Raw genomic sequence first — 5,628 nt, 5'->3', positions numbered from 1 at the left:
CGCCGGCCTCGTCTCCGACCGCACGGCCAACATCTGAAGACGGCTGTGAGCAAGGCAAACACACCTCACCCACTATCACGCACCAACTCGTAAGCGCCTTGGCCGCCAGCCGCTCACGACAGTGGCCAAGGGATGTAGCCGAGGCCCAGGTGCCCAAGGCCAGCAAGGCGCTGCACCTGGTCCACGAACCGTCCGGTGAAACAGCCTCCTGGCCGACACATCGCCGTACCGGTTGATGTGATCAAACACGAGCTGGTGGTCGTGGGCGGCGCGGGTGCGCCAGTCCATGACCTGCTCGCGGGTCAGGTCTTCGAGGACGAGCGCCTGCTCGTGGTCGACGTCTACGACGGCCGGGCCTGGCGCGGCGACAGAACGCGGCGTGGGCACGACGACCGGCGCCACAGGCACGGCCGGGACGGCAGCAGCCTGCACGGCCTCGGCCTCGGCGCGAGCCTTCGCCGCCGTCTGCCGGGCACGGACCTGCTCTCACTCGCGGGCCTTGGCCCACGCCCTGGCGGTCACGTCCTGGTGCAGCCGCTGCTCAGCGACCGCCCGGCGCTCGGCCTCGGTGGCGTGCGGCATCGCGGCGTCGACGGCCGCCGCGACGGCGCGGCGCTGGGCACGGCGGCTCGCAGCCCACGGCGCCACGCGGGTCAGATCAACGCCACTGGCCTGCGGGGTCTGGGTCGTCACGCCACCTCCCTGGCCAGCTCCTGGACGCGGTGGCGGGCGCACACGCTGCGGGTCGGCAGGGCGTCACACCCGCAGAGGACGTCGCCGTCCTGGCCCGAGCAGGTCACTCGTCCGGCCGCTCCCGCGGGGAGCGTGGGCGCCGAGCGGCGCCTCAGCCCGGCCCTCCCACTCGCGAGTGCCGCAGGCCGGGCACCGATGCGCCGAAGGGCCGACAGCAGCCACCTCGCGGAGGAACGGCCCTTCGCCATGCCGGGCGCCCCGAGGCCATGGATCTATCTCGTGGGAGCGACGCCACCACGCCTGAAGCACGGCCCGGGATCCAGGACAGCGCACGGGCCCCGACCCCGGCCACCGATGGGTGAAGTCGGCTATCACCGGAGCGGGGCTCGAGCAGGGTGCCCGGCTCGGTGACCAGAGCTGAACACCGAGCGGGCCTGCCCATTGCGGGCGTTTCAACTGTGGAGGCCTCCGGGAAGGGATGCCACCCGGTGACGGCCTTGTGCATGGGGCCTCTAAAGCTCGTCTGCTGACCCTACGGCGAAGGGCGCCGGTTCAGGGCCGGCTGCGGGCAGCACCCCGGCACGCCCGCAGTCGGCCTATGCCGCCGCGGTGGCGGTGCTGCCCTGCCTGGTCAAAGGCCCAGCTTGGACAGGGCAGTGGTCCAGTCGGTGACGATGGCGTTCTGGGCTGCGGCGAGGGTGACCTTCCCGGAGCAGACCGCAGTGTGCAGCTTCGTCTCCACCGGATCCTTCAGGTTGTTCACCCCGCTGCCAGGCTTGTGGCCCGGGTCGGCCGGCTCCACCCACAGGTTGCGGGCGTCGTTCGGGTCACCGCCCAGCTGCAGGCTGATCAGGTGGTCGTACTCAGCGTCCCCAAAGCTGCCGGTGTAGCCGTAAGAGGCGGCATTCAGCTGCTTCTCCTTGCGGGTGACGGACTCCGGCGGCCGGATGTTCTTGGTGTAGCCGCCCTTGCGGCAGATCGTCGACGCCAGGTTCGCCTGCGTTACCGCCGGCGAGAGCGCGCCCGGGGTGCACGACCGGTCCTCGAGGGGCTCGCCCTTCTCGTACCGGTACTTACAGTTGCCCGCAGGTGGCTGCTGCTGCACCGTGTACGTCGTCTGCGGCCCCGCACCCACCGGGATCTTCGCCGTACCGGCGGGCACGCCACTACCCGCCGGCCCCGCCGCTGACGCTCCGCCCTTGTTCGAGGTGTCCGGCCCGGAGCGTGAACCGGATGAACAACCCGCCAGCAGCACAAAGGAGAGCAGCACCGGCGGCACGGCGCGGCAGATGGAACCCATGGCGACCCCTCACGAACGAGCGACAACTGGGCACATGCTGCCCCACCCAGACGCCTTCCTACCGCCCGCCCCTGGGCGCAAGGGTGCGAGCAACCCGGCTCATCGCGGCCCTCAGCCCCGCGCGCATACGGCTGCGGCCTGCGAACACCTGATTGGTGCGCAGGCCGCAGTTGTTCAAAGGGGCAAGTTCAGAGGACGTCCGGGTCGACGCCCTGCGCACGCGCGAGAGCAAACAGAACCCGTTCGATCGTGTTCAGACGCTGGGTAATTGACCGCTCCGTCAGCGCGCCAACGGCATCGGCGATGGCCTCAATTTCCGCGTCCAGGTCCCGCAGCCACTCATCCTGCGCGGCCATCTCGGTCTCCATATTCACCATCCGTACGCCGAAGCAGACGAGTGGTACACCCTCACGGGCAGCCCCGTCACAGTGAGCCTTTTCCAACCTGTCGCGCCGCCTTTGGTTGGTCTGCGCAGCTCCGGACCACAAGCCCTGGGAACGCGCTTTCGCTGTTCCCCAAGACGGCAGTTGGGCACTGGGCGGAGCTTGACCGAGGCGGCTCCGGTCTCCTATCTCACTAGGCTCTCGACGCTACGGGCGGCCACGCACTCGGCGGACCGGTAGCCGACCCGGTGCACGGTCGCCGGGGCGAACTTCTCGTGGTCGCGCTGCACGCGCACGGACCGCTTGGCGATGCGAAGCAGCTTCCTGTCGCGAGCGCTGCACCGAGAACCGCCGACCGCCCGTCAGGCCAACCGATTGGGAATGATTTACTGATACGAGGTGTCAGCGAGCGGCGGGAGAACGACTGTGGCGGGCGGGTTGGTGACCCGAAGCCGGCGGCGAGCGACGCTGGCTGCCGTGGCGCTCGTGGCGCTGGGGCTTTCGGCTTGCGCGGGGAAGGACACGCCGCCAGCGGCACGTACGGGACAGGCGGTGCTGCTTCCCTCCTTTGACCTGAACAGCAGGGTCGGCCAGGCACTGGGGACTGTACTGGAGCCACCGCTCGGTTTCTCCACCGCTGACAACGGCGACAGCTACGTACTCAACGACTCGCTCGTCCGGCTGAGTGCCGGCGGCGGAGCGGTCGCCTTGCCGTTCGCCGACCGCCAATCTTTGGGCGCCACCCCGATGGGTGTCGTCGCGATGCCTGACGGATCGGTGCTTCTCGGGAGTGACGGCGAGGTGCTGCGGTTCGACCGGAAGGGCGAGCAGTCGGTGTTGGCTGGAGCCGCGGACACGAAACGTCCGCTGAACCATGCCGCACCAGCGCAGGCAACGGCCTCAGGAGTTCGCTTCACCAGTTCAGTCGCTCCGGTCGGGGTGACGCGTAGCGGAGCGGTGATTATCGCCGACGACCGTGCGTTGTGGTCACTGGCCTCCGGCCATCTGACCCGCCTCTACCAACGTCCAGCCGCCACGCATGGCAAAAAAGACGGCATCCACACCTCTGGTGACGCGGTCGCCCCGGACGGCACGACGTACCTGCTTCCCGCCTCCAGCAGCGCGTTCACGCTGGCCGATGTGCAGGTGGTATCACCCAACGGCAGTGTGGCTCCACTGAAACTGCCCGCCACCCTTCCCGGTGTGTCGGGTCCCCTGGCCACGCTCCTCCCGACTTGGATGGCATCCGACGGTGCCGACGGCCTCTACGTGCACGCCCACCGGTTCGCTTCCCACGACGGTGACTACATACTTCACCTGCGCCGCGGCAAGGCCGCCCTCGTCGCGGTCGGTACCATCAGCCGCAATCAACCCTTGACAAATTCCTGCCCGGTTTCCAAACCGGTCGACGCCAAACGCTTCCCTTGCCCGCTGCCCTGGGCTCTGGGCTACCACTCAGGCCGGCTGACATTGGCCGGGGCAGAGCCCTATGCCGCTCAGGTACTCATTGGCACGCCATAGAAGAAGCCGTCAAGGTCCCGGCTGGTCGAACAGTCCGGTGCCACCCTCAAGTCCGGCGGCTCTACTGCAAGCTTGAAACCGGAGGCGATCGCGGAGCTGACCGGCTGCTCGCGCCAGGCGACAGCTGTCGCTTGACGTCCTGGATCGACCAGACTAGCGGCCCACAATCGCACTCGGTGATCGCAGCTGAACTCTTTCGTGCGCTACTGAAATAGCCACTGAGCCCACTCCAACCTGACGCTTAGCTTTGGCAGTTGGGCTGACAACGTGGTGAAGCCCCTGGTAGATGGGTTGTCGACCAAGAGAACCGTGTCCACCAGAGGCTTCGCATGCTTGTTTACCCGTCGGGCGTCGACGTGTCCAGCTCTGCCCTACGCTTCCTGTCCACCCGTCTGCGGCAGCATCGTCGCGCGATCGGCTCTCGCTGGCGGCGTCTGAGCGCCGGCCGGCAGGCCCTGCTCACGCTCGCCCACCTGAGGGTGGGACGGCGGCGTCGCGGTCGTCGGCGTCTCCGGGCTCTTCGCTTGGCACGGGACCGTGTGCTCGGGCAGCATCACACCATGGTCAACTACGTCCCCTCGCCCGACGAGGTGGCCGCCGCGCAGACTCCCAATGGCGGCTGGTCGAAGAATCAGCTCGCGGAGTGGGGAATCCCCTGGCCTCCGCCGATGGGCTGGCGCAAGCACCTGGAGGCGAAATGGAGAGGCGAGGAGGTCACGCCGTTGCCCCGTGAGGAGCCGGACCAAGACGCCTTGTTCTGACACCGCCGCCTGCCGACGGCTGACCCCTACTCTTCCTCCGCGTCGCCGATGGCGACGCGGAGGTCATGCACACCTTTCGGCGTGTGATTACGGCCGCTTCCGCCTGGTCAAGGGGCAGCCGCCTCAAGGCCGCCCTCCACCCGGATCCGCTGGTCGTCTACCTGGTCGGAGAACCGGGCGCGCGGCAGTTGGAGGCCCTGTGCCCCCGCACATCCAGCGCCCAGTCCTGCGCGTTCCCCAGCCCCACGCCCATCAGTCGCACCGCGACCCCCCGCGGCCCGCGCTCGGTGGTAGCCACTCGGCCGCTGAAGACCGCACCCGCCCCGCCGCGTCCCCGAATGGTCAGAGCCCGCCGCGTTGCCACTGTTGGGTCTGCTGCAGGGTTTGACCTGCCCCACGGTTTGGGTTCCAGCTGCGGTGGCTAACTGGCGGCGTGGATGGTGTCTTGTGCGGAGAGTAGTTCGTACTCGATGGGGGTGCGGTAGCCCAGTGCTGAATGTCGTCTCTGGCGGTTGTAGAAGATCTCGATGAAGGGAGATGGGGCAGGTCAAGATGTCACCCGATCGTGCAGCAGACCCATCTCTGCTGCTGCCGGCGAGGCTTGCTGAGGCGGCATCCTGGAGGTCATTGCCACGGCATGCCAGCGAGCGCACCCCATAGCCGCCGACGCCATCCTCCGGCGATCCAGGCAGCCCAGGTCGTCGATGACACCGCGGCATGGTTACCGCTCTTGTCGCCGGAGCCGCAGCCTTCCTGCATGGGCCCCAGGGGCTGTTCGCCACCGTCGAGACCACCGGCACGGCGGACGACGACCACGACGACCAGGGCCAGGACGGTGTTGCGTGATGACCGTGATGGACACCGCCCTGCGGGAATCACTGAGCTTCTTCAGCGTTGCCGCTCCAGGGTGAGGACGGCTTTGGCGATTGACGTCATGCGGTTTGGACTGCATCGGGATCTGCGGAAGATG

General features: G+C 68.3%; 6 protein-coding genes and 2 pseudogenes. 4 read left to right on the top strand and 4 right to left on the bottom strand.

Annotation, left to right across the window (positions count from 1 at the left end; translation table 11 throughout):
* Positions 1-486 precede the first annotated feature (486 nt).
* The 3 genes from ACWC0C_RS47900 to ACWC0C_RS47890 all read right to left on the bottom strand — a co-directional run bounded on the left by ACWC0C_RS47900 (position 487) and on the right by ACWC0C_RS47890 (position 2,361).
* A complete protein-coding gene (locus ACWC0C_RS47900; RefSeq protein WP_450871483.1) occupies positions 487-693 on the bottom strand; it encodes a hypothetical protein in 207 nt (68 codons plus the stop codon).
* Between the two features lie 631 nt (positions 694-1,324).
* A complete protein-coding gene (locus tag ACWC0C_RS47895) occupies positions 1,325-1,993 on the bottom strand; it encodes a hypothetical protein (protein WP_450871482.1) in 669 nt (222 codons plus the stop codon).
* 188 nt (positions 1,994-2,181) lie between these two features.
* Entirely contained in the window at positions 2,182-2,361 is a 180-nt protein-coding gene (locus ACWC0C_RS47890; RefSeq protein WP_450871481.1) for a hypothetical protein, read from the bottom strand.
* Between the two features lie 492 nt (positions 2,362-2,853).
* Between ACWC0C_RS47890 and ACWC0C_RS47885 the strand changes: the two genes are divergently transcribed.
* The 4 genes and pseudogenes from ACWC0C_RS47885 to ACWC0C_RS47870 all read left to right on the top strand — a co-directional run bounded on the left by ACWC0C_RS47885 (position 2,854) and on the right by ACWC0C_RS47870 (position 5,504).
* Positions 2,854-3,897 carry a hypothetical protein gene (locus tag ACWC0C_RS47885; protein ID WP_450871480.1) on the top strand — a complete coding sequence of 348 codons (1,044 nt, stop codon included), beginning with the start codon at positions 2,854-2,856 and terminating at the stop codon, positions 3,895-3,897.
* 329 nt (positions 3,898-4,226) lie between these two features.
* Positions 4,227-4,383, top strand: a pseudogene (locus ACWC0C_RS47880) (IS5/IS1182 family transposase); the annotation flags it as partial.
* Positions 4,384-4,457: 74 nt separating this feature from the next.
* Entirely contained in the window at positions 4,458-4,658 is a 201-nt protein-coding gene (locus tag ACWC0C_RS47875; RefSeq protein WP_450871484.1) for a hypothetical protein, read from the top strand.
* Between the two features lie 717 nt (positions 4,659-5,375).
* Positions 5,376-5,504 carry a hypothetical protein gene (locus tag ACWC0C_RS47870; RefSeq protein ID WP_450871479.1) on the top strand — a complete coding sequence of 43 codons (129 nt, stop codon included), beginning with the start codon at positions 5,376-5,378 and terminating at the stop codon, positions 5,502-5,504.
* A gap of 42 nt (positions 5,505-5,546) precedes the next feature.
* On the opposite strand, the pseudogene ACWC0C_RS47865 reads toward ACWC0C_RS47870, so the two are convergent.
* Positions 5,547-5,628, bottom strand: a pseudogene (locus ACWC0C_RS47865) (IS5/IS1182 family transposase); the annotation flags it as partial.

The organism is Streptomyces sp. NPDC001709, from assembly GCF_053596375.1.
This window is presented reverse-complemented; position numbering and strand designations above follow the sequence as displayed.

Bases quoted from the DNA above. Each gene is read 5' to 3' on its own strand.
- ACWC0C_RS47890 (WP_450871481.1), bottom strand. From the start codon at position 2,361: ATGGAGACCGAGATGGCCGCGCAGGATGAGTGGCTGCGGGACCTGGAC.
- ACWC0C_RS47870 (WP_450871479.1), top strand. From the start codon at position 5,376: ATGGTTACCGCTCTTGTCGCCGGAGCCGCAGCCTTCCTGCATGGGCCC.
- ACWC0C_RS47895 (WP_450871482.1), bottom strand. From the start codon at position 1,993: ATGGGTTCCATCTGCCGCGCCGTGCCGCCGGTGCTGCTCTCCTTTGTG.
- ACWC0C_RS47875 (WP_450871484.1), top strand. From the start codon at position 4,458: ATGGTCAACTACGTCCCCTCGCCCGACGAGGTGGCCGCCGCGCAGACT.